Below are 1,758 nucleotides of genomic sequence, written 5' to 3'. Positions count from 1 at the left end.
GTTTTCCGTCGCGATGCGCGTCAACGATCCAGATTATTCAGCCGTCACCATCCAGCGCTGAGATGTAACCGTAATCCAACCGACCTTTCTTCAGACTATCGGCAATAATGATTTTGCCAAAACCGCAGCCTATTCTGATTGCGTGGCAGGGTTGCGACGGGCGTCCCAAAAGCGAAACAGCAAATCCCAACCGCGGAACGACTCCGCCGCATTCTTGCTACGCGAGTAGAGACGCAATCTTTTTGTATTCAGTGACTTACGATCGAGGCACACTTGTGGCATGCCCCATGCGTAAAGCGCTGGTGTGAATACCACCAATACAATGAACAACAAATTCGAATCCACTTACGCCCTACTAGTCCGGTCGGAAGAAAAAGGTCGCGGCGTTCTCGAGATTGCAGTTTATGCGACTGTTATTCTGAGTGTCGTCTTCTCGATCTTGCAGTTCGCGCAGACGCCCGTGACAGTCCCAGCGCCTGGAACTAAGCCGTGCATAGCGTGCCACACTACTACCTCGGAGTTTCGTGCAGGCACCTGATGTCTTGGGCTTTTCTTGCGCATTACTTCCGCCGGACCACTTGCGGTTCTTTTCTCTGATTCGCCCGGGTAAAGAACATCGTGGTGTCGATCTAATCTCCGGTGTGCTGCCATTCGGTCGGCTGTGGCACGGCGAGCCGATTTCGCTGATACCCAAGTGGTGTTTGGTGACGCTGATCGCGAGCCCTTCATAAAAGTAAACACCATGTTACTTTTTCGAAGTTGTAATTCCGTTGCAATTCCATCGGGTAGAAAGAGGGTGAGTAATATCAAGGCCGCGGCGATTTGTTTAGGCTTAACCTGCGCAGTCGGACTTTTCGCGAGTCCGACGACGATTATAGTTACCAATACCAATGACAATGGCGCGGGCTCATTGCGTCAGGCGCTCGTGGACGCGAACGATGGTGATACCATCGATGCCACGGGTATCTCCGGCGTAATCACACTCACCACCGGGCAATTGCTGGTGGACAAAAGCGTGACAATCAACGGCGCCGGCGCTGATGTGCTGGCTATTGACGGCAATGCCGTCAACCGTGTCTTCGAGATTGTTGGAGGTGCAAAAACGGTCTCGATTTCCGGCTTGACGATCAGGAACGGTCAGGGCGGCAACGGCGGTGGAATCGAGAACGCCGCCACCGTCATGCTGACGATCATTAACAGCACGCTCAGCGGCAACGCGGCGGGACTCGGTGGTGGCGTCTTCAATTCGGGAACGCTAACCATTATTAACAGCACTTTTAGCAACAACATGGCTAGTCAGGGCGGCGGCATCTACAACCCCGGCAGCGGCATGTTGACGATCACCAACAGCACGTTCAGCGGTAACGCAGCTCCAGTAGCTGGAGGCGCCAGCTTCAACGTCGGGACGCTGCAGATCGCTAATACCACGCTCAGCGATAACTCATCTCCTCTGGGTGGCGGCGTCTTCAACATAGGCACGCTTCAGATCGGAAACACCATCCTGAATGCAGGCGCCTCAGGCGGCAATATCGCTAACAACGGCGGCATCGTCACATCGCACGGCTACAATCTCAGTAGCGATGACGGTGGCGGGTTCCTGACTGGTGCTGGCGACCAGATCAACACCAACCCGCGGCTTGGCCCCTTGCAAGACAACGGCGGCCCTACCTTCACGCATGAGCTCTTACCCGGCAGCCCGGCCATCGACGCAGGTGACCCGAACTTCACTCCTCCGCCTTTCTTCGACCAGCGCGGGCA

Annotated in this window: 1 protein-coding gene; it reads left to right on the top strand. The window is 55.2% G+C overall.

Annotation, left to right across the window (positions count from 1 at the left end; translation table 11 throughout):
- Positions 1-796 precede the first annotated feature (796 nt).
- Positions 797-1,758 (top strand): right-handed parallel beta-helix repeat-containing protein (locus VH187_RS08090; protein WP_329700950.1); only part of this gene is annotated, 962 nt, incomplete at its 3' end.

Source organism: Scandinavium sp., assembly GCF_036271055.1.
Lineage (GTDB): Bacteria > Pseudomonadota > Gammaproteobacteria > Enterobacterales > Enterobacteriaceae > Scandinavium.
The sequence above is the reverse complement of the archived record's forward strand: the minus strand, read 5'-3'. Positions and strand labels throughout refer to the sequence as shown.